Source organism: Paenibacillus antibioticophila, from assembly GCF_000455265.1.
Classification (GTDB): Bacteria; Bacillota; Bacilli; order Paenibacillales; family Paenibacillaceae; genus Fontibacillus; species Fontibacillus antibioticophila.
The window spans coordinates 1,810,318-1,828,184 of record NZ_HG005139.1 but is presented as its reverse complement, the minus strand read 5'-3'; the positions used below and the strand labels follow the sequence as shown (position 1 = coordinate 1,828,184).

The window sequence follows — 17,867 nt, the reverse complement described above, 5'->3', positions numbered from 1 at the left end:
CGGCCATGATGCGAGCAAGGCTCCAAGGTGACATAGGCTGTGGCTCCCTTGGCCTTCTCGCCTGCCATTGTCAACGCGTGAACCTCAGCGTGAGGCTCTCCCGGCTTCAAATGAGCTCCTATACCAATAATACGGCCATCCTTAACAAGGACGGCTCCCACTTGGGGATTAGGCGCCGTCTGTCCTTCGGTTGCTCTCGCATTTTCAAGGGCAAGCCGCATAAACTTCTCATGCTCAATCATGATACATGGTCCTCCAGGATCAATTCCGCCACGCTCAACTGGCGGCCTTCCCCCTCTTGCGCGGCAAGATGGCCTGAGCGCTGAACCTTTGTCTGCAAATATTTAAGATTGAACTCCGATACATCTCCCCACAAAGGCATCCGTCCGGACAGATTCATACCGGATTCCTTCATTGCAGCAAGCTTCTTTGGATTGTTGGTGATCAGGGTTACCGGTCTTTGTCTCAAATGAGCCAGTACTCCGATGGCAGCATCATAATTGCGGGAGTCATCCGCAAAGCCCAAAGCCAAATTGGCTTCCACCGTATCCATGCCTTCCTCCTGAAGCAGATAGGCCATTGATTTGCTGAACAGCCCAATGCCTCTTCCTTCATGATTTGCTAAATAAAATACGGCTCCTGCTCCGCGCTCCACAATCATTCTCATCGATTGATGCAATTGATAACCGCAATCACAGCGCTTGCTTCCAAAGATATCTCCGGTATGGCAGATACTATGCATCCGAATCAGGGCATCATCGGCATGTTCGAAGTCCCCATAGACCAGTACACTGGACTGTTGCCCCTCGGCCAAACTCATCGTAGGGAGCTTAGCGATGATATGCTCAGCCATTTCGTCTTCTCGAATCCCCTCTATTTCATGCTTGCCTAAGGTAAGCCAGTTGTACCATTGAAATGTCACTGTCTCGCCATCCAGATTTACAGGAAGCTTGACCGGACCTACCAGGAATTGAACTTGATCCTTCGTATATACAGGCTGAATCTTATCCTTCAAGATCGCCAAAGCTTGTTCATTTATCATCATATACTGTCCCTTCTCTTTAAACTGCGGAAAATTGATAGGCATACTCTGCTTCCATTTCCAATTGACGGCGCTGAAGCTCTTCAGCTACCGCTCGCCGCTCCTGTACAAATTCATTCAGTTGCCGAAGAGATAAATCTCCGTTAATCAATGAGAAACCTAGTTCTTCAGCCAACTGCTCCGCATCTCGCAGCGCTTCATTTAACCCGAAGGCCCCTGTTGGTGTCATCGTATGAGCGGCGTCTCCGATGAGTACTAACCCCTCTTTTATCCAAGTTTCACTTTGTCTGCTGAAAATGTCCAGCAGAACAAAATCATGCCAGGATTGAATATGCTCGCGAACATGATTCTCCAAATCAGGAAAGGCTGCAATCAAGCGTCCGATAAAAGGCTCAAAGCTTTCTTTCCTTAGCTTCGCATAGCTGCCCTTGGCAATATTCCATCCGATTTGGATGAAGCCTCTGGCTTGCGTAAATAAATGCAACTGCTGTCCTTCTTCTACGGAAGAACGGATGACTGACTCCCAGCCCTGCGGCGCCGGGATTCGCGCCCACAGCAGATCATATCCATGGTCTGTTGTGACCGTCTCAACACCGGCAAGCTTGCGTACGGCAGAATACCTTCCATCTGCCCCAACGGTAAGCGAACTGATTATCGTTTTACTTTGCCCTGTCTTTTGGCAGGCAGCAACAATTCCGATTGTTCGTCCACTTTCGTCTGTCACCAGCTCCTTGACCGTGTGTCCAGGCAGATAACTAAAAGACTCATGGCTCAATGCTTCTTCAAGCATTGGCTTGAGCAAATCCTTCTGCGGAACATGAACACCGACATTCCCGTCTGTCTCTTCAGGAAGCAATGCTCTGGTCAACATCCCCTGCTCCCAATACTCTATCCTTTGCAGCGGCAATACCGCCTCTTCAGCAATCCGTTCCAAGAGATGATGGCGCTCCAATACAGATACGCCGACATCATTCAATATTTCTCCGCGAAAGCGGGGGCCAAGCTCATTCAGCTTCTCCACAAGCGTGACCCGCATACCTTGACGAAGCAGCAGACAGGCTAACAGCGTTCCCGCTGGTCCGGCACCCGCAATACATACTTCTGTCTTTAAATTCATAGGACTTCCTCCTAGGCAGATCACATATCAAAACCAAAATAAACAAGTTACTTTATGTAAGTTAGTTTATAATCAATACTTTGTTTAGTCAAGTAATTAATTATACTTTGTAAAGGTTGTTGTTTTATGATAGTTGCTGTATAATACTGACCATAGAGGTGATACTCAATGGAAGTACCTGAAGTTTGTCCAAGATTTGAAAGAGCTGTAGATATCCTCAGTAAGCGCTGGACGACCCTGATCCTGCATCAACTGCTCCCGGGACCACAGCGCTTTGCGGCCATTGAAGGCTCGCTGCGCAACCTGAGCGGGAAAGTCCTTTCGGACCGTCTGAAGGAGCTTGAAGAGGAAGGAATTGTTACACGTACTGTTTATCCCGAGAAGCCGGTTCGGATCGAGTATTCTCTCACCGACAAAGGAGCCGAGCTTGCCCCTATACTAGATCAGATCCAGCACTGGGCAACCCGTTGGATTCAATTGTCTCCTGAAGAGGATCGCCTTCCCTCCTGAGCCTTCTATCTGCTTTAAAGTCAGTCCATTATTCTCCCCCAAAGGAGGCACTCTCCCAGACACCGTAGACGGGGGAGTGCTTCTTTCATGGCGCATTCCGAGCTTGAACTTGTGATAGATGCTTGCAGACGAGCCATATTTAATCTTAATAATTCTTAATTGTCCCGCTCTATTTGTATAAAAGCTTAGGCACAGCCTTGATATAGATGAGCTCTGCAATTAGCTCTATCATCGTCTGGGTTACAATAACAGCGGCAGCTATGGTTGCCATCTCGCCTGGCAAGGTTAGAGCAAGCGGAAGCACAACTAATGAATTGCGCGTCCCGGCACTAAATAGCAAGGCTCTTCCATCCGATGGTTCAATCTGAATGACAGATGCGGCCAAACGCGCAATCAGCGGCGCAAAAAAGTGAAACAGAACATAAACAGGTATTACGGAAATAATCACAGCAAAGTCGTTAATTACCCGGTCAATCTGAGACCCAATCACCAAAAAGAGCACCAGAGCCATAAAAGGAACAGGCAGCCAAGCTGTAAAATCTAATGCCTTGCTTCCAGGCTCGCTCTTCTTCGCCGAAAATTGTAAAGCCAAAGCCAACACTAATGGAATGAGAATCATATACACAAAGGCCTCAACGAAGGGGCCGATCCTAACAATTTGGGAGGCTTCAGTCCCAATGAACAACCATAGGTAGAGGGGCAGCAGCAGCATTTGAACAACAAACAGCACCGGCGTAGATGCAAGAATGAGCTTTTCATTTCCTTTTCCCAACTGTGTAAAAACAATGACATAATCTATGCACGGAGTCAGAAGCACCAGGCATACCCCAATCAGAACGGGATCTGGCTGCGGGAATATTTTGATCAACAGGAATACTAGTATAGGGATGAGGATAAAGTTTACAAGCAATAACGCCCCTATAAAGCGGCCATTGTGGAGTGCCTCTCTTAATTTGAGAAACGGGATCTGGCAGAACATGCTGAATAAAAGCACTGCAATCGCAACGGAGACAACAGGCTCCAACAGCCTTCCTGCCTTAGGTTGGATCAGTCCAGCAATACCGCCAAGGATAATTGCAATTATGTATATAGGAATTTGATTTTTCTCTAGTCCTTCTCTGGATAACATGCTCTCACTCCCTATTTTTACTGGAATTATATCACAAACACCTCAATATGGATTTCATCGCAGACCTCCTACTCAGGTGCCGATCTTGCTCCTTGCAACCTAATATGTTATTGTGAGGACAATAGCGGCTTAATTGTAATGTTTTCGTTTAAAGAGGTTGTTCAAAAAGTCATCTTTTGATCACGAAGTGTTCCAAGGGGCTGATTCGATGTCGAATCTTGCGTTCACCCTAGAAGTCCGGTACTCATGTAGGGTCCGCCTACACTCCGTTCCTCCTTCGTCGGGTTCTCGCAACCTTCTCGGTGCTGAAAAGCTGACTTTTTGAACTCGCATTTTAATAGGCCCAACAGAAAGGTGATTGCCCATGGTACAGCCCATAAAAACCGTTGAAGATTGCGATACGAACTGTTCAGGGTCGGACACGAACCTGGAGGCGGTAAAGACAGAGCTGATCAATGACCAGGCCGCGGTTCAGGTAGCCGACTGGTTCAAGGCCTTCAGTGATCCGACACGGGTCAAAATCATTAGTGCCCTGCTAAAGAGAGAGCTTTGCGTACATGACTTAACCGTGCTCCTTGAAATGGGACAATCCGCCGTCTCTCACCAGCTCCGATATTTGCGCAATCTTAGAATTGTAAAGCGGCGCAAGGTTGGAAAGACCGTCTACTACTCACTGGATGATACACATATTGAGGAAATATTCCTGCAGACCCTCCAGCATACGAACCACGGATGAACAAATGAGTATACGCAAAATACAAGGACTGCCCCTTTGCCATCAAAATGGCTTATGGGACAGTCCTTATTTCATCCAACTGATTCATAGCGGCTCTGTTTAGCTGCCTCTTAATTCAGGTTAGGTCTAATCTTCAATACGCGCATGGCATTCAATACGGCCAGCAGTGTGACCCCTACGTCCGAGAATACGGCCTCCCACATCGTTGCGATTCCGAAGGCCCCCAGAAGCAGGAAGACCGCTTTAACCAGCAAGGCGAACACGATGTTCTGCCATACGATTCTCCGGGTTTTCTTGGCGATATAAATCGCGGAAGACAGCTTCGAGGGCTCATCGGTCATAATGACGATATCCGCCGCTTCGATCGCCGCATCCGAGCCAAGACCGCCCATCGCCACGCCGACATCGGCCCGGGCCAGCACTGGCGTATCATTGATGCCGTCGCCGACGAACACGATCTTCTCTTTGCTTCCCTTACGACGGTCAAGCTTCTCCAGCTCCTCGACCTTATGCTGCGGCAGCAGCTCAGCTCGCACCTCATCCACGCCGAGCTGTTTACCAACCGCTTCCCCTACTGCCTTGATATCCCCGGTCAGCATGACGGTCTTCTTCACGCCCAGCCGTTTCAGTGAGGAGATCGCCTGTGCGGAATCCTCCTTGACCTCGTCGGCGATGACTAGATAACCGGCATATTGCTTATCCACCGCAATATGGACGATCGTTCCCAGTTCAGAAGGTGCCGAGAAATCAATGTTCTCTCTCTGCATGAGCTTCGCATTGCCTGCCAGCACCTCCTTGCCTTCGAACATAACCTGAATGCCGTGGCCCGATATCTCATTGTAGTTAGCAAGCAAGGCTTCATTCAGTTCCTCTCCAAAGGCCTCCCGAATAGACTCTGCAATCGGATGAGTGGAATGCATTTCAGCAAACGCTGCATGACGCAGGAGTTGTTGCTTGGTCCAGCCGTTTTGAGGGTGAATGCCATTCACTTTGAAGGCACCCTTCGTTAAGGTACCGGTCTTATCGAAGACAACATATTTGACGTCATTCAATGCCTCCAGGTAGTTGCTGCCCTTCACCAGAATCCCATTCTTGGATGAAGCGCCAATGCCGCCGAAGAAGCCTAACGGGATCGATACGACCAGCGCACACGGACAAGAAATGACCAGGAATACCAATGCCCGATACACCCATTCCGAGAAGGTTTCACCGCTGAATAGGAGCGGCGGCACCACTGCCAGCAAAGCGGCAACAATGACAACCACCGGCGTGTAATAGCGGGCAAACTTCGTAATGAAGTTTTCCGTTGGCGCCTTCTTGCTGCTGGCGTTCTCGACCAGATCCAGAATCTTCGCAACGGTTGATTCTCCGAATACCTTGGTCACCTCGATGGTCAGGACGCCATTCTTATTGATAAATCCGCTCAAGACCTCTTCCCCTACGGTCACCTCACGCGGTACGGACTCGCCGGTCAGTGCCGAAGTATCCATAGCTGAGTTTCCTTCAATGACCTTCCCATCTAACGGTACTTTCTCACCGGGACGAACAATGATCAAGTCACCGATCTGCACTTCATCCGGATTGACTCTTTTGATCTCATCATTGATTTTCAAATTTGCAAAGCCGGGACGGATATCCATCAATGCACTGATCGACTTCCGTGAACGGTTGACGGCGATGCTCTGGAACAGCTCGCCGATCTGATAGAAGAGCATGACGGCCACGCCTTCAGGATACTCGCCGATCACAAAAGCACCTACAGTCGCAATGGACATGAGGAAGTATTCATCGAATACCTGGCCTCTCACAATGTTTTTCAGCGCTTTTAGAACTATGTCCCCGCCCACGATCAGGTAGGAAACAACAAACAGAATCAGTTCCAGTTCTCGACTCAAGGCAAATGCAAAGGCTGCCGCACCGATAGCCAGACCGGCGATCAGCCGAATGATCATGACTTTGGTATTCTTCGCCCCATGGTCATGGGAATGGCCGTGTTCATCCCCGGCTTCATGGTCACCGTGATCATGCGGATGGGCATGATTATGTTCTTGATGTTGACCTTGCTTATGTTTCAAGTGTGAATGAGATTCGACAATTCTAATATCCGGCTCAAGCTTACGAATCTTTTGCTTAGTCTGCTCAAGAATCTCTTCAGTACGAGCTCCTGATATTTCCATCGTTAACGTTTTGTTCGCAAAATTTACCGAGCAAGCCGCAACTCCGTCAATCTTTTGAACTCCCTGCTCAATTTTCAGGGCGCAGTTTGCACAGTCCAGTCCTTCCAGGATTAATTTCTGTTTTGAAATACTCTGTTCCATGTTTATCCCTCTCTTCGAAAGAAGATTATATATGATCACTTGTTCATATATAATATATTCCTTCTTGGTTCTGATGTCAACAAAGTACGGTGGATCAGAGCAAAAATAGGCAAACTCAACTAAAATAGAACTATCTCTATGGCCCCCTCCCTTCATTTGATAAGCTTTAAAAAGCTGTATTTAGATGAGGAAGTGAAATCATGAACAAGCAGCAGGAACGAATGCCAGCATTTCCACAGGCGGTCATTGACTTTTGGCATACTAGTTTTTTTAGAGGAGTCACCTTTTATTCCAATGAGATCTTCTCAATTATCATCAATTCCGAGCTAAGTGAAGATAATCGAGTGATGATACTGAAGCTGGAGCGCTCTTCTATTTCACGGAAGCTGAAAAAGAAAAATTGCTTGAGACTGATCTGGCGAGTAATTTACGCCGCTTAACTGAACAGGACCATGAATTGTTCGCTCAGTTTGAATCCTCTTCCTTAGAGCAGGACCTGGATGACGCTTTTGTAGAGTTGGACCACTGGGCCGTATTTGGCTCTCTTGAACAAAATCGATTGGTTAGCGCGGCCAGTATGTACCCCTGGATGGGCAAAGCAAACCTGGCGGATATCGGCGTGCTCACGCTCGCCCCTTTTCGAGGACAAAGACATGGGCGCAGCGTCGTCCGCTCTATAGCTCAGTACGCCTGTCAGCAGGGTGCTCAACCTCAATTTCGCTGCCGGCTTGATCAGCAGGAATCAATCGCACTAGCTCAAGCCGCAGGGCTTACCCTCTTCGGAACCTGGGAAGTCATTTCTCCCGATTCCAACGAATGGGAGCTCGAGTAGAGCAGATGGACCAATACCGATTTTAAGATTTAGCAGGCTCATAGTGAACATGTACTTCCAGCACCTCGGAGGACTTTTTCAACTCATTCTCTACGTTGGTAGCCACATTATGGGCCTCATGGAATTCCAGGTCGCCCTTGACCGACAGCACGACGTCCACTACCGCATTGCTGCCATAATTCCGCGCTCTGACCTCCTTGACCTCCTCCACGCCCTGGACCTGGCTCACCGTGTCCTTGAAGGCTTCGATGGCACTTTCATCGAACCCGTCAGATAGATGATGCGACGCTTCCCGGAAAATATCCCACGCCGTTTTACAAATCATAATCCCGACGGCAATCGCCGTAACCGGATCCAGCCATGGAAGACCGAATTGGGACCCGACAATCCCGATCACAGCGCCAACACTGACCAGGGCATCCGAGAAATTATCCTTAGCGGCAGCCATGACGGCTTGGCTGTTGATCGTATCTGCGAGCTTTTTGTTGTAGCGATAGACAAAATACATCACCGCCGCACAGAACAGCCCTGTCCATACAGAGATCAAATCCGGAGATTCATGCTTGCCTTCGAAGACAGAGAATATCGCATTGAACAAAACCTGCAGTCCGACGGCCATCATGATAAAGGAAGCAATTAATGAAGCGATCGTCTCGGATTTCCAATGGCCATAAGGATGATCCTGATCCGCGGGACGCTGGGCAAACTTCAGGCCAATCAGAACAGCGATAGAGGCTATAATATCTGTCGCATTATTCAAACCGTCGGCCCGAAGCGCTTCTGAGCCGGACAGGTTCCCGATAATTAATTTCAGAGCCGAAAGACAAATATAAGCAACAATGCTTACAATGGCTCCCCGCTCTCCCATTTTCAATTTTTCATACCGCTGCTGCTGTTCCATTCTCGCCTCTCCCTCCGCTCAACATTGCATGTTCCATACTATCAGACACAATTTGAGTGGGTCTAGAGAAACGTTTTTTTACTAGGGACGAAATATGTCTCTGGTCAAAGAAGGTTGCATCAGGTAAAAACATTGCCATGGTCAGTCCGGGGTTTGAAGCCCAAACAAAAATACTCCTGCCAATTCGTGTGACTGGAAGGAGTGTTTTGTTCGGGCAATCCTATAAATTCAAAGCTAGTTTTGCATTTTTCTGATCGTTCATCAACAACTCATTCAAGTAATAGGAAGGATACAAGCCGTTCTTATGCATAAATCGCGATCAGTGTGATGGTTGATTGTTGTTTTGAACGGTACGTGGTCCATAAGCGCAAAGAAAGACGCGCACGCCTTCAGTGATAATACGTTTGGTTTGTTCCTCCTCTAGTGTCCCGGTTTTTCTCGGTTGATTAAATACCAATAAAAACGTTAATGCTTCGAAGTGCTTTGCAGCCATTTTAGGATCGATCACATTAAGCAATCCGTTTTGTCCAAACTCTGTAAACTTCCTGATAATCCCCTCTTCAGTTGCGCTGTCCAGCCTTTCAAAAAACGAGTCTGGCAGGTTGGCGGCTTCCACCATAACCAGACGGATCAGAGCAAAGTAATCAGCCGAACCGCTCGCAGAAGCTATGATCTGCAGACAAAATAAGATGAGCGCCTGCTCCAGATCCTCGAATTCCCGAAGGTGGTCTGAAATCCCTTGCTCGATCATGTCCAGAACCGCCGAACTGGATTCTTCCACAACAGCAAGCAGCAGGTTCTGTTTGTCGCCATAATAATCATAAACTGTCCGTTTGGATACTCCCGCTTTAGCTGCGACCGCATCGACGCTGGAACGATCAAACCCATCCGAAAGAAACAGGTCTCGTGCCGCGGCAATAATTTTAGCACGTTTGTCTGAAGAGCCTTTGCGGATTTTCTTGTTTTCCGTATTATCCATTCTTACTTTCCCCCTTGTAAATATACCATTAGAAATCGGTTAGAGTCCTGCTTTACAAATTACACTACACGGTGTAGTATAACTTTTGTAGCATATCAAATCAATGATAAGGAGGATTCTATCCGAGAATACCATGCCGTCTTTTATTGATGTTCTCATTTGTCGAGGCCGTTCACTACATTATTGACACAGTGTTGTAGATTTGCCTGTTCGTTATTATACCGCAGATGACAGGAGTGTGGACAAGCCGGTACTTTTAATGAACTGAATTTAAATTGATGATACAGAAAGGACTGTTTCTATGGAGGAAATTATTCGAACCGTTAACCTGACAAAGAAATACGGAGATAAAGTCATTGTAGATCGCGTTTCGATTTCCGTTAAAAAAGGAGAAATCTATGGATTCCTGGGGTTGAATGGCGCAGGGAAAACGACAACCATTCGAGCTCTTCTCGGAATGAGCAAGCCTTCTTCCGGAGAAGTGTATTTGTTTGGTCAGCGCTGGGCGAATGGGAATCCCGATTTGTCGAGACGAGTAGGTTATATGGTGGAAGTTCCTTATGCCTACCCTAACTTTACGGTTAGGGAGAACTTGAGTTTGATGGCCAGGTTGCGAGGATTACCGGTTCCGAGGGCGGTTGACGAGATTATGGAGCAATTGAATTTGACCCAATATGCGGATAGTAAGGCAAGTGATTTGTCACTTGGTAACGCGCAGAAACTTGGATTGGCCAAAGCGTTAATTCATAAGCCGGACGTTCTGATTCTTGATGAGCCAACGAATGCGCTTGATCCAGCCGGAATTGTCGAGATAAGGGAAATGCTCAAGGCTCTAGCTGCTCAACAAGGGGTTACCGTGTTTATATCGAGCCATATCCTTGAGGAAATGTCCAAAATGGCTTCTCGTATCGGCATTATTCACAAAGGCGTATTGCTTGAAGAGCTGACGGCAAAAGACTTTGAAACCATCCGCCGAAAGCAGTTGATGATCGGAACGAAGGATGCCCGGAAGGCTCAAGCTATTCTTTCAGACTCCGGGTATAAGGTACATTCGACTTCGAATAACTTCCTTGCACTACCGGATGATCATGCCGTGAAGCATCCCGAACATATTGCGAGATTGCTTGCTCATCATGAAGTGCCGCTAACTATGCTAAATATTGAAGAAGAGAATTTGGAACATTATTTTCTCAAAGTAATCGGAGCTGAGGAGGGAAAACCGAATGAGACCATTGTTGACAGCCTGTAGCGTTGAAGTTTACAAATTGCGTCGATCCTTTGTTTTATGGGGCACGCTTCTGTTTATATTGTTCGTCATCACATTGTTCTTAGGACAGCCCGATTTGCCTTCTTTTCTTGAACGGACTGCGTTTTTGTATTCATCCGTGTTTGGGCTGCTGGGGTTTGGATTGGTGACAAGCTGGACATTTGGCCGTGAGTATTCTGATCAGACGCTCAAGGATTTGCTCGTGTTGCCTATATCGCGCGGGAAAATAGCGATTGCCAAATATGTCGCAGTTATATTCTGGTGTTTTGTAATGATGTTGATCGGCTTTGCTTATGCCTTGCTTCTTGGTTTAGCTATTGGACTTCCTGGTTTTTCGTTTGCGATTGTACAACATTATTTGTTCCTCATACTTATCATTGGCTCTCTCCACCTATTATTAAGTGCCCCTCTTGCCCTGTTGGCCTGTATATCGCGCGGTTATCTGGTGCCGATCGGCTTTGCTTTTACAACTTTGATGCTGGCGCTGGTATTCGGGCCTACTGCCATTGGCACGTATCTGCCCTGGTCTGTACCTTCTTTGCATTTGAATGAACACGGCGCTGCATTATTTCCCTTGGCAGGCATCAGTTATTTTCTGGTATTTTTAATTGGACTGGCAGGCTTCATTGGAACGGTTAAATGGTTGCAAAACAGGGAGCAACGATGATTTGCCAGAAAACACTTCTGCATAGAAATACATTTGGAAGAATAATAATCGACAAAATCAGTGTATCGTATCCAAGGATGCGCCCCGTTTACACCCGGGCGCATCCGTTCAAAATTAGAACGTATACGGCTTGCTCTTAAGCGATCGGGGTTCCGTCCGGCAATGCCATATCCGGCTTCAATAGAATCACATCGCCTTGCTCAAGCACTCCTCCCAGCACTAATACCTCCGACTTGAAGCCTGCGATCCGTCTTGGAGGAAAATTAACAACGCAAACAACTTGCTTGCCGATGATCTCCTCTGCCCGGTAGCGTCTCGTAATTTGCGCACTGGAGCCTTTCAATCCGATGTCGGGTCCCAGATCAATTTCAAGCTTGATCGCCGGTACCCTGGCCTCTGCAAAAAACTCCGCCTTTCTAATCGTTCCCACCCGTATATCAAGCTTCAAGAAATCCTCGATCGTTGCCATCTCTCATTCTCCTCTTCTCTGATTTGTTCTTGGACCAAAAATAAATTCCTACGCCGATCAGCGTCATCATCCCGCCTATAGGCGGAGAAATGAGCAGATATGACAAAAACAGCAGAGGATCATGAAGATCTCCTGCTGTCTTCATTTTGCTGTTTCCTTTTACTTGTTGGCCAAAATGGTGGAAATGGCGTGCTTATAAATCAAGCTCTGCTTCCCGGCAGAAGTACGAACCAATACGACAAATCTGTCATACCCTTCGATGAATCCTTTCACAGGAACGCCATTCGTTGTAATAATCGTACACTCAAGCTGTTTTTTTCTCAGATCGTAGAGCTGACTTTCCTGCCCAAGCTCATTTTTCTTTTCATTCTCGTTATTCGTCATGTTATCCCTCTTTCTCTCTAATAGGATTTAGTACGACCTACTCTAATGGGTTTATCGCTTTTTTAGTATAGCACAAGACGGTTCAGGATTAGAAAAATTCGCTTTAGAGCTTTCAAGGTTGTATTCTATCCTCTGATCCGTCTCATATACCATCTTTCGTTAAAGCCGCCTTTTTTATCGAAGAATCCCGCCTTTTTGCGCTTGAATACAGTGAATCCGAGCCGTTCATACAGCCGGAATGCGCTCACGTTTGTATCCACGACCTCCAACAGGAACTCTTTATACTCTAAGTGCTCGAACAAATATTGTATCAGCGCGGTGGCTACCCCCTGCCCTCTTGCTTCCTCCGAAGTTGTGACAGACTCAATGTAGCATTGTTCATGATTCAGATGAATAGGTTTTTGCAGTTCCTTTTTCAAAAAGTAATGAACCAGACTTCCTTTCCAAAAACCGAATTCCTGCTGCAATATACTTTTATTAAAGGCATGAGAACGTTCTTTTCCGCTCGAGACAGCCAGCAATCCTAACACATTCCCGTCCTGCAGGGCTACATAATAATGCTCTTTTATAAAAGAATGCTTGAAAGCGTCGGCACAAGTCTCCAGGCCCACCTTCATTAGATCAGCTGCCTGCTTAAAGAAGCCCTCCACGAACAACTGTACAGTCTGATTCAGCAGACGGTCATCTAGCTCGGCCAAATTCGAGATCGTATAGCGATGCTCTCGATTCATACACGGACCCCCTTTCTTCAATTGCTAACAACTGTCGCAAAAATTCATATTAATTATTATAGCTTGTTAACCGCTCACCCGACCCCGCCTGAAGAATGAATTCACTTGATACCCAGGACGGATTTGGTGAGCAGCGCCCGTCCCTGGACCATAGTCGAGGTCCATAAACCTGCTGCAGTCTGTGTTATATTCCGGACTGATTTGTTACAATATGACAAAGTCTTTTGGAGGAGCGATGCTTATGAACTACGAACAAAAAGTGCTGAGGGATATTACCGAGTGGGAGCTTAAGATGTTTAAACCGCCCGGATGGCTGGAAAAAACATCGAAAACGATCGGCAGCCAGATCAATCAATGGCTTCCTCCGAAGGTGCATGAAGTAATTACGACAACCATTCGCACGATTGTGCGCACGGCCCTGTTCGGGGCCGAATATACGCCCGGGCGGCCGGTGCGGTTCACTCCTGAGCTGGAGGCGGCCGACGAAGAAGCGAAAGAACTGTTCGCCCTGTATCAGAAAATCGCAGTAGCCGAAGGAGCCGGCACGGGAGCCGGCGGGATTATGCTAAGCATGGTGGACTTCCCCGCTCTAATTGCGATCAAGATGAAATATCTGTTCGAGCTGGCACATGTTTATGGCTACGATACGAAGCATTTCTCGGAGCGGGTATTTATTCTTAAAGTGTTTCAAATGACCTTCTCAGGGACGGAAAACCGCGCAAAGCTACTGGATTCCATCAAGCATTGGCATATTGAAAAGGAGCAATGGCTTTCCGACGCCGAATATTCTCACCAAATGGACTGGGAGACCTTCCAGCTGGAGTACCGCGATGCCATCGACTTCAAGAAGATGCTGCAAATGGTGCCGGGAATCGGTGCGGTTGCCGGCGCATGGGCGAATTACACCATCCTGGAGGAGCTGCGCGAATTCGCCATGAACGCTTATCGGATTCGGAGGCTGCATGATGACTACGCGTTGTGGGACTAACCTTCCATGAGTTTCACCAAAATATAATCTCTTTGCTCCTCATCACCCATATAGAAGGAATGAGCTCCGGTTTGAGCGAATCCCCATTTTTGATAGAACGCAATGGCCCGCTTATTTTTCTCCCACACGCCCAGCCAGAGCTTTTCCTTCTGCTCTTCCTTGGCAATGTCTATGGCTAGCTGGATCAGCGTTTTGCCGAAGCCCAGCCCCTGAAAGGCCGTACGGATGTAAATACGTTCAATCTCCAGCGATGCAGGACCCATATTTTCAGATTGGGCTTCCTCTCTATTCAGCTTTAAATACCCTGCCGCCTCTTCTCCTGCATAGACAAGATAGAATGTGGAATGGGCCTGGGCCAATTCACGAGCAAGCTGGTCCCGGTTGAATGCTCGATTCATATAGCCGGCCATATTTTCAGGCGTGTTCTGATGCTTAAATGTGTCGTTAAAGGTTTCAATGCTGATGGCTTGAAGCAAGCTTAGATCATCCATCGTACAGGTTCTTAGGGTTGTATTCATCGTGCGCTCTCCTTTTAATTATTAATGCCATTAATATTGTCGTTTATTTCCCTTCTTCACAAAGATCCAATCCTTTTCGACATTCACTCGAACCCGCCGCAGTAATCGTAGCAGGGTGTTCACTTCCTCAGGCGATAGGCCTTCCAGAGCCACGGCATTCGAGTGCTCCCCTTCTCTCTTGAGGATGGGATACACTTGATTCCCTTTTTCAGTTGTGAATAATCTCTTTATTTTTTTATTCGTTTCATCATCTCTTTTTTGAATAAAGCCCTGGGCTTCAAGCTTTTGGATCGCCCGTGCTGCGGTTGTCCGGTCCACCATGATCATCTCTGCGAGCTTCTCCTGAATGATGCCGGGATGCTCGTAAATCCGGACAAGATATAAATATTGCCCCTTGGTAAGGTCCATCTCCTTGAATTCTATATTGCTTATAGAGTCTAACGCTCTTGCAATCATTCCTACCTCGCGAAGAATTTCCTTCATGTCATCCCCTGCCCAACTATTTTGTTGTATTTACAACAATAATAACCGATATACTTGAATAAAACTAGAGGAAAGTGAGCGAATCCAATACGATGTGCTGAACGGATCATGCGAGCATATCTTGGAACATTATGAAGGGCAGCCTGTGGGTACAACCAGAATTTGGGTTTATGACGGTATCGGCAAGCTCGGCTACCGGACTTCCTCGGATGAATTTATCGAGGATGGGATTCCTCACATGCGTATGTAAAGGAGCTAGCCAAAACCAAATTAAAAGCAACAGCGGCAAGTTTCCTTAGAAACTGCCGCTGTTGCTTCATTCCCTGCCTTTTGATGATTTCTCTTATCTGGAGACAGCCTCATATAAACCGGCAGGCAAAACCTCCACGAACGGCGACCAATCCCCAGTCGTGTAGAGATAAAGCCGGTGCATCGCCCTCGTGCACGCCGTATATAGCAGCTTTCGTTCGTTCTCCTGGGCATAGGCCTGCGGTGAAGCATCGTAGACCAGGACGGCATCAAATTCGACGCCCTTGGCCAGATACACCGGAATCACCATGACGCCTTTTTCAAAGACAGGAGTCTCCTTCGTAACATGCCTAAGTCCCTCGGCTCCATAGCTCCGCAAAGCTTCATAGGCTTCCCTGCTCTCTGCTGCTGTCTTCGTAATGACGGCAATCGAATCAAAGCCCTCGGCCTGCAGCGATGTAATGTCGGCCCGAATCTGACGCTCCCGTTCTTCCTGACGATGTGCCTTCGCCAAAAGGGGCTTGGATCCGTGCCGTTCAAACGGCATAATTTCATCTCCGCCCGGCAGCATTGCTCTTGTAAACTCCACGATCTCCTTCGTAGAACGGTAGCTGCGAACCAGGCGAATCAGCTCGGTATCCGCTTCGCCGAACAGCGAGATCAGCGGCGAGTCCTCCGCATCCAGGATGGTCGATTGCATGAAGATAGCCTGCCCAAAGTCCCCTAACACCGTCATGCGAGCACGCGGAAATAGCTTCTTCAGATATTCATATTGAAACGGCGAATAATCCTGGCCCTCATCCACAAACACATGGCGGATTTCCGTATTCGTCCGCACGCCTTCGATCAGCTCCTTGACGTACAGATACGGAGTTGCATCCTCATACAGCAGCAAGTTCTGCTCCAGCGCCTCTCTGGATTGCCGGCATATTTCATCCCAAAGCGGAGGAACGGCACTGCCTTTCGTTCGCATCAGATACGCCGCTTCCTCAACGAACAATTGACCGTAAATTCCCTTGAAATCAATGAATCCGAGCTTTTTCACTATTTTTCTTAATGGCATGAAGTATTCCTTCACTACCTGCTTGCGAAGCAGCTTTTCCTCCTTCAGGGCAAAGTTAAAGTCGCCTTCATCTTCCCTCCGCTTTTTGCTCAGCTTTTCGTAGACCGTAGCGTACTGCTCCGCCAGATCGAGCACCTCCCGATCCTTATGCAGCATACCGAAGACCTCGGCATACTGCTCCTTATCGAGATAATTCAGCTCATCCTCAACCCAAGAGGCTTCCCGCTCCTGACGCTCCAACGCAGAAAGCTCCTTCAGCAGCCATTCCTGCAGCAGAATCACCCGGTTACGAAGCGGCAGGCTGCGGTCATAGCTGTAAAATTGTGATCGGATTTGCTCTCCCGTCAGCAATTCACGCTCCCGCAGCTGGATCCCGTGGAACTGCATCCCCTCTTGCCCCAGCCACTCGCCATAATGAACCAGCGCCTTCAGAAAATCCTCGGATGCCTTATAGCGGATCCCTTGAACACGCGCTTCATATCCTTCCTCGCTTTGTGCTGTCAGCACATATTCCATCTGGTCGAAGGGGTCCTCAGACTTCAAAGAAGAGCCCAGCCAGTAATCGAGATATTCCTGGAAGGTCGCCTGCTGCATATTCTCCTCCCCCAGCTCCGGAAGAACGGTGGAAATGTAGCTTGAAAACATCGGGTTGGGAGAAAAAAGCACGATCTGATCCGCCTTGATGGTCTGCCGGTGCTTATACAGCAAATAAGCCACCCGCTGCAGTGCCGCCGACGTCTTGCCGCTTCCGGCAGCGCCCTGAACGATGAGCATCCGGCTCTTTTCATTGCGGATAATCGCGTTCTGCTCCTTCTGGATCGTCGCGACAATGGTCTTCATTTGCGAATCTGCGCCTTTGCCTAGCACTTGCTGCAGCAGCTCATCCCCAATCGTTTCACTTGCGTCAAACAAATTGCGGATTTGTCCATTCTGAATCTGGAACTGCCGTTTCAGCTCCATCGTTCCTTCAATAACTCCGCCCGGCGTCGTATAAGCAGCCCGTCCGGGAGAGTGGTCATAATACAGGCTCGCGATCGGCGTGCGCCAGTCATAGATCAGAAAGCTCAGCCCATCTTCTTCAATAAAGGAGGATACGCCGATATAAATTTGCTCCGTGAAGCCAAGCCCGTCTTCGTGAAAATCAATCCGCCCGAAATAAGGAGACGGAAGCAGACGCTTCATATTTCTGCACTGCTGCAGCAGTAATCTGTGTCCCCGTTCCCGTTCTGCCAATAACGCGGACTGTTGATTGATCGTATGAAAGGTCTCCTCGAAGTCTTCATCCGTACTTGTATTAATCGTAACTTCTTCCCAGAACCGCTTGCGAATGTCTGCCGCCTGATCGCCAAGCCCGGCCACCTCGGGCTCCAATTTAGCGATCCTCTTCCGCAGCTTGTCTCTGACCTCATCCAGCCGTTTCTGCTCCAGCTGCCATTCATTGGACTCCATAAATATACAACACTCTCCTCTTCCGTATTTTGGGG

At 48.0% G+C, this 17,867-nt stretch carries 22 protein-coding genes; 8 read left to right on the top strand and 14 right to left on the bottom strand.

Annotated features, from left to right (window positions below; all coding sequences use genetic code 11):
• The 3 genes from TX85_RS27465 to TX85_RS08350 form a co-directional block, all read right to left on the bottom strand.
• Positions 1-242 (bottom strand): bifunctional diaminohydroxyphosphoribosylaminopyrimidine deaminase/5-amino-6-(5-phosphoribosylamino)uracil reductase RibD (locus TX85_RS27465; protein WP_044478636.1); only part of this gene is annotated, 242 nt, incomplete at its 3' end.
• Positions 239-1,042, bottom strand: coding sequence for a GTP cyclohydrolase II (locus tag TX85_RS08355; RefSeq protein WP_044479910.1), 804 nt, complete (start codon positions 1,040-1,042; stop codon positions 239-241). The genes TX85_RS08355 and TX85_RS27465, both read right to left, overlap by 4 nt.
• 19 nt (positions 1,043-1,061) lie before the next feature.
• A complete protein-coding gene (locus TX85_RS08350) occupies positions 1,062-2,159 on the bottom strand; it encodes an FAD-dependent monooxygenase (protein WP_044478635.1) in 1,098 nt (365 codons plus the stop codon).
• A 168-nt stretch (positions 2,160-2,327) separates the two neighbouring features.
• Between TX85_RS08350 and TX85_RS08345 the strand changes: the two genes are divergently transcribed.
• The gene (locus tag TX85_RS08345) at positions 2,328-2,669 is read left to right on the top strand and encodes a winged helix-turn-helix transcriptional regulator (RefSeq protein ID WP_044478634.1); all 342 of its coding nucleotides are present in this window, start codon (positions 2,328-2,330) and stop codon (positions 2,667-2,669) included.
• Between the two features lie 169 nt (positions 2,670-2,838).
• On the opposite strand, the gene TX85_RS08340 is transcribed toward TX85_RS08345, so the two are convergent.
• Complete coding sequence (locus TX85_RS08340; RefSeq protein ID WP_044478633.1) at positions 2,839-3,798, bottom strand: arsenic resistance protein; 960 nt, start codon at positions 3,796-3,798, stop codon at positions 2,839-2,841.
• Positions 3,799-4,162: 364 nt separating this feature from the next.
• On the opposite strand from TX85_RS08340, the gene TX85_RS08335 reads away from it, so the two are divergent.
• A complete protein-coding gene (locus tag TX85_RS08335) occupies positions 4,163-4,534 on the top strand; it encodes an ArsR/SmtB family transcription factor (RefSeq protein WP_044478632.1) in 372 nt (123 codons plus the stop codon).
• 110 nt (positions 4,535-4,644) lie between these two features.
• On the opposite strand, the gene TX85_RS08330 is transcribed toward TX85_RS08335, so the two are convergent.
• Entirely contained in the window at positions 4,645-6,852 is a 2,208-nt protein-coding gene (locus TX85_RS08330) for a heavy metal translocating P-type ATPase (protein ID WP_044478631.1), read from the bottom strand.
• Between the two features lie 200 nt (positions 6,853-7,052).
• Here TX85_RS08330 and TX85_RS27460 point away from each other — a divergent pair, with 200 nt between their 5' ends.
• Positions 7,053-7,292: a hypothetical protein gene (locus tag TX85_RS27460; protein ID WP_049894869.1), complete on the top strand. Its 240-nt coding sequence runs from the start codon at positions 7,053-7,055 to the stop codon at positions 7,290-7,292.
• Positions 7,253-7,684: a GNAT family N-acetyltransferase gene (locus TX85_RS25815; protein ID WP_233500655.1), complete on the top strand. Its 432-nt coding sequence runs from the start codon at positions 7,253-7,255 to the stop codon at positions 7,682-7,684. Before TX85_RS27460 ends, TX85_RS25815 begins: the two co-directional genes overlap by 40 nt.
• 22 nt (positions 7,685-7,706) lie before the next feature.
• On the opposite strand, the gene TX85_RS08320 is transcribed toward TX85_RS25815, so the two are convergent.
• A complete protein-coding gene (locus tag TX85_RS08320; RefSeq protein WP_044478630.1) occupies positions 7,707-8,585 on the bottom strand; it encodes a cation diffusion facilitator family transporter in 879 nt (292 codons plus the stop codon).
• Between the two features lie 319 nt (positions 8,586-8,904).
• Positions 8,905-9,564 carry a TetR/AcrR family transcriptional regulator gene (locus tag TX85_RS08315; RefSeq protein ID WP_044478629.1) on the bottom strand — a complete coding sequence of 220 codons (660 nt, stop codon included), beginning with the start codon at positions 9,562-9,564 and terminating at the stop codon, positions 8,905-8,907.
• A gap of 301 nt (positions 9,565-9,865) precedes the next feature.
• Between TX85_RS08315 and TX85_RS08310 the strand changes: the two genes are divergently transcribed.
• Together TX85_RS08310 and TX85_RS08305 are read left to right on the top strand one after the other, a co-directional pair.
• Positions 9,866-10,813: an ABC transporter ATP-binding protein gene (locus TX85_RS08310; protein ID WP_044478628.1), complete on the top strand. Its 948-nt coding sequence runs from the start codon at positions 9,866-9,868 to the stop codon at positions 10,811-10,813.
• Positions 10,788-11,498, top strand: coding sequence for an ABC transporter permease (locus tag TX85_RS08305; RefSeq protein ID WP_044478627.1), 711 nt, complete (start codon positions 10,788-10,790; stop codon positions 11,496-11,498). The genes TX85_RS08310 and TX85_RS08305 overlap by 26 nt, the downstream gene beginning before the upstream one ends.
• A gap of 136 nt (positions 11,499-11,634) precedes the next feature.
• Here TX85_RS08305 and csaA read toward each other — a convergent pair whose 3' ends face one another.
• From csaA to TX85_RS08290, 4 genes are all read right to left on the bottom strand, one after another.
• Positions 11,635-11,967 (bottom strand): chaperone CsaA, encoded by a 333-nt coding sequence (gene csaA / locus TX85_RS08300; RefSeq protein WP_044478626.1) that lies wholly within the window; start codon positions 11,965-11,967, stop codon positions 11,635-11,637.
• Positions 11,936-12,112, bottom strand: coding sequence for a hypothetical protein (locus TX85_RS26745; protein WP_158297312.1), 177 nt, complete (start codon positions 12,110-12,112; stop codon positions 11,936-11,938). Before TX85_RS26745 ends, csaA begins: the two co-directional genes overlap by 32 nt.
• Positions 12,113-12,126: 14 nt before the next feature.
• Positions 12,127-12,351, bottom strand: a complete 225-nt coding sequence (gene hfq, locus TX85_RS08295) for an RNA chaperone Hfq (protein WP_044478625.1) — start codon at positions 12,349-12,351, stop codon at positions 12,127-12,129.
• Positions 12,352-12,476: 125 nt separating this feature from the next.
• The gene (locus tag TX85_RS08290) at positions 12,477-13,082 is read right to left on the bottom strand and encodes a GNAT family N-acetyltransferase (RefSeq protein ID WP_049894867.1); all 606 of its coding nucleotides are present in this window, start codon (positions 13,080-13,082) and stop codon (positions 12,477-12,479) included.
• Between the two features lie 241 nt (positions 13,083-13,323).
• On the opposite strand from TX85_RS08290, the gene TX85_RS08285 reads away from it, so the two are divergent.
• Complete coding sequence (locus TX85_RS08285; protein ID WP_044478624.1) at positions 13,324-14,070, top strand: EcsC family protein; 747 nt, start codon at positions 13,324-13,326, stop codon at positions 14,068-14,070.
• On the opposite strand, the gene TX85_RS08280 is transcribed toward TX85_RS08285, so the two are convergent.
• Together TX85_RS08280 and TX85_RS08275 are read right to left on the bottom strand one after the other, a co-directional pair.
• The gene (locus TX85_RS08280; protein WP_044478623.1) at positions 14,067-14,588 is read right to left on the bottom strand and encodes a GNAT family N-acetyltransferase; all 522 of its coding nucleotides are present in this window, start codon (positions 14,586-14,588) and stop codon (positions 14,067-14,069) included. The genes TX85_RS08285 and TX85_RS08280 overlap by 4 nt on opposite strands.
• 30 nt (positions 14,589-14,618) lie before the next feature.
• Positions 14,619-15,071 (bottom strand): MarR family winged helix-turn-helix transcriptional regulator, encoded by a 453-nt coding sequence (locus tag TX85_RS08275; RefSeq protein WP_044478622.1) that lies wholly within the window; start codon positions 15,069-15,071, stop codon positions 14,619-14,621.
• 145 nt (positions 15,072-15,216) lie between these two features.
• Between TX85_RS08275 and TX85_RS27455 the strand changes: the two genes are divergently transcribed.
• Positions 15,217-15,321 carry a GNAT family N-acetyltransferase gene (locus TX85_RS27455; protein ID WP_233500654.1) on the top strand — a complete coding sequence of 35 codons (105 nt, stop codon included), beginning with the start codon at positions 15,217-15,219 and terminating at the stop codon, positions 15,319-15,321.
• A 93-nt stretch (positions 15,322-15,414) separates the two neighbouring features.
• On the opposite strand, the gene helD is transcribed toward TX85_RS27455, so the two are convergent.
• Entirely contained in the window at positions 15,415-17,832 is a 2,418-nt protein-coding gene (helD, locus tag TX85_RS08270) for an RNA polymerase recycling motor HelD (RefSeq protein ID WP_044478621.1), read from the bottom strand.
• Positions 17,833-17,867: the final 35 nt, after the last annotated feature.

Coding starts and splice junctions, on each gene's coding strand:
- TX85_RS08310 (WP_044478628.1), top strand. CDS start 9,866: ATGGAGGAAATTATTCGAACCGTTAACCTGACAAAGAAATACGGAGAT.
- TX85_RS08305 (WP_044478627.1), top strand. CDS start 10,788: ATGAGACCATTGTTGACAGCCTGTAGCGTTGAAGTTTACAAATTGCGT.
- helD (WP_044478621.1), bottom strand. CDS start 17,832: ATGGAGTCCAATGAATGGCAGCTGGAGCAGAAACGGCTGGATGAGGTC.
- TX85_RS08315 (WP_044478629.1), bottom strand. CDS start 9,564: ATGGATAATACGGAAAACAAGAAAATCCGCAAAGGCTCTTCAGACAAA.
- TX85_RS08345 (WP_044478634.1), top strand. CDS start 2,328: ATGGAAGTACCTGAAGTTTGTCCAAGATTTGAAAGAGCTGTAGATATC.
- csaA (WP_044478626.1), bottom strand. CDS start 11,967: ATGGCAACGATCGAGGATTTCTTGAAGCTTGATATACGGGTGGGAACG.
- TX85_RS08275 (WP_044478622.1), bottom strand. CDS start 15,071: ATGAAGGAAATTCTTCGCGAGGTAGGAATGATTGCAAGAGCGTTAGAC.
- TX85_RS08290 (WP_049894867.1), bottom strand. CDS start 13,082: ATGAATCGAGAGCATCGCTATACGATCTCGAATTTGGCCGAGCTAGAT.
- TX85_RS08285 (WP_044478624.1), top strand. CDS start 13,324: ATGAACTACGAACAAAAAGTGCTGAGGGATATTACCGAGTGGGAGCTT.
- TX85_RS08335 (WP_044478632.1), top strand. CDS start 4,163: ATGGTACAGCCCATAAAAACCGTTGAAGATTGCGATACGAACTGTTCA.
- TX85_RS08280 (WP_044478623.1), bottom strand. CDS start 14,588: ATGAATACAACCCTAAGAACCTGTACGATGGATGATCTAAGCTTGCTT.
- TX85_RS08350 (WP_044478635.1), bottom strand. CDS start 2,159: ATGAATTTAAAGACAGAAGTATGTATTGCGGGTGCCGGACCAGCGGGA.
- TX85_RS08320 (WP_044478630.1), bottom strand. CDS start 8,585: ATGGAACAGCAGCAGCGGTATGAAAAATTGAAAATGGGAGAGCGGGGA.
- TX85_RS08330 (WP_044478631.1), bottom strand. CDS start 6,852: ATGGAACAGAGTATTTCAAAACAGAAATTAATCCTGGAAGGACTGGAC.
- TX85_RS26745 (WP_158297312.1), bottom strand. CDS start 12,112: ATGAAGACAGCAGGAGATCTTCATGATCCTCTGCTGTTTTTGTCATAT.
- TX85_RS27460 (WP_049894869.1), top strand. CDS start 7,053: ATGAACAAGCAGCAGGAACGAATGCCAGCATTTCCACAGGCGGTCATT.
- hfq (WP_044478625.1), bottom strand. CDS start 12,351: ATGACGAATAACGAGAATGAAAAGAAAAATGAGCTTGGGCAGGAAAGT.
- TX85_RS08355 (WP_044479910.1), bottom strand. CDS start 1,042: ATGATAAATGAACAAGCTTTGGCGATCTTGAAGGATAAGATTCAGCCT.
- TX85_RS08340 (WP_044478633.1), bottom strand. CDS start 3,798: ATGTTATCCAGAGAAGGACTAGAGAAAAATCAAATTCCTATATACATA.